Genomic DNA, 2036 nt, shown 5'->3' on the forward strand with positions numbered 1-2036 from the left:
GGACCCGCCCCTCGAAGCGGTCCAGCGCCTCCACGGCCAGGTGCCTGCCCAGGCTGATCAGCGCCTCGGCGCGGTGGAACTCGTAGGCACCACAGACCGTCTTGGGCACCTCGATCAGCACATCCGGCGGGTAGCCCGCCACCTTGTACTTGGCCAGGGCCGCCTGGGTGATGTCGAAGGAGGCCAGCACCATGTCCAGGCGTCCCCACTCGCGACGGCCGCGCTCCAGGGCCTCGTCCACCTCGCTCTTGCCGCCAGTGGTATTGGTACTGTTGTTGGTATTGCCGAGGCCATCGAAGAGCCGACGGGTGGCGCCGCGGACCCCGTCGATCCAGCTGGCGAAGTCGACGCCTCCGGCGTCCCGTGACTTCTCGCGCGCCTGCTCCTCGGCGGCCTCATCGGGGGGCAGCAGCTCCTCCAGGGTCACCGGGCGCGGGCTGTGGGCGGTGGCATTGACTGCCAGCACGAAGTCCGCCTGGGCCGACACCGTGGGGATGATCGGCAGCGGGTTGAGCAGCCCGCCATCCACCAGCACCTGATCGCCGCGATGCACCGGCGTGATCACCCCGGGCACGGCGATGGACGCGCGGATCGCCTCGAGCAGCGAGCCGCTCTGGAACCACACCTCGCGCTGGCGGGTCAGGTCGGTGGCCACGGTGGTCACGGGGATCGCCAGGTCCTCGATGCGGGTATCGCCGATCAGGCTCTCGAGCTTGCCCATCACCTTGTTGGCCCGCATGGCCCCCATGGGGCTCCAGGTGACATCGACGAGCCTGAGCACGTCGAAGTAGTCCAGCCGGCAGACCCAGTCGCGGTAGGCGGCGAGCTCCCCTGCCGCGTAGACGCCGCCCACCAGGGCGCCCATGGAGCAGCCGGAGATCGCCACCACCCGATAGCCTCGCGCCTCGAGCTCCTCGATCACCCCGATGTGGGCATAGCCACGGGCGCCCCCGCTGCCGAGCACCAGTGCCACGCTCTTTTGCCGTGTATCCTCGGCTTTCCGCTGCTGGCTCATGACGCGTCTCCCCTCTCGGCTCCCACCATCAGCCGTCGTGCCACGCCACGATGGCCTCCGCCACCCCGTCGACCGCCGACGGCTCCAGGTGCAGGTGATGACCGCCCGGCAGCACGCGGCGGGTCAGCCTCGCCACCGCCGCCCGGGCCTGGCGTGCCCGTGACCGCTCGCCCAGGATGCCGGCCTCCCCCTCCACCAGCAGCAACGGGCTGCGGATCGATGCCAGCATGGCCCCCACCTGCTCGGGAGAGAAGCGCACCAGGGAGGGCCGCAACAGGCGGGCATCGGTGCGCAGCTGCACATGGCCGTCGGGCAGTGCCTCGAGGTTGCGCGAGACCAGCGGGCGTGCCGTCTCGGCGTCGATGGGCGTCGCCCCGCCGGTTACCCGTGCCGCCACGGCGGTTTCCCTATCAGGATAGCGCGGCGCCGGCGAGAGGGGGCGGCGATCGGCGAGCAGGCCCTTGCGCAGCTGGGCGGGTGCCTCGACGGCCTCGGTGGTCAGGGCCCCCAGGCCGTCGAGCAGCACCAGCGTCTCGACACGCTCCGGCAGCGCGGCAGCCGTCAGGCAGGCCACCCCGGCCCCCATGGAGTGGGCCAGCAGGGGCACCCGCGCGAGGCCCAGGTGGTCGCAGGCATCGAGGAGGTCGTGGCAGTAGTCCCAGAGCGCATAGTCGCCCTGGCGGTGTCGTGACAGGCCATGGCCGGCGAAGTCGATGGCCACCACCCGGATGCCCAGGGCGTCGACCAGCCGGGGCGCCAGGCGCGTGAAGCTGGCGGCATTGTCCAGCCAGCCGTGCAGCGCCAGCCAGGTGGGGGCCCGGTCATCGCCCCAGGCCAGTGCCGCCAGGCGGCCCTCGGCCAGCCTCAGGGAACGGGGCTCGCTCATGCCGACGGCTCCAGCAGCTTGTCGAGCATGGCCAGCAGGCCCGAGCGGGCCTGGTCGGGGTATTCCATGGGAAACATGTGCCCGCCCGGGACCTGGGCCACGCTCACGCCCCGACGCGCCAGGCGCCGCCGCCGA

2 protein-coding genes are annotated in these 2036 nt (G+C 72.0%); both read right to left on the reverse strand.

Translation table 11 applies throughout. The features are described 5' to 3' along the window. On the reverse strand, positions 1-1015 hold a 1015-nt coding region (locus SCI24_RS11365), incomplete at its 3' end, for a patatin-like phospholipase family protein (RefSeq protein WP_318725480.1). Between the two features lie 28 nt (positions 1016-1043). Continuing rightward, positions 1044-1901: an alpha/beta fold hydrolase gene (locus SCI24_RS11370; RefSeq protein ID WP_318725481.1), complete on the reverse strand. Its 858-nt coding sequence runs from the start codon at positions 1899-1901 to the stop codon at positions 1044-1046. Positions 1902-2036: the final 135 nt, after the last annotated feature.

The sequence above is a fragment of the Halomonas sp. genome (genome assembly GCF_033549285.1).
GTDB lineage: Bacteria > Pseudomonadota > Gammaproteobacteria > Pseudomonadales > Halomonadaceae > Halomonas.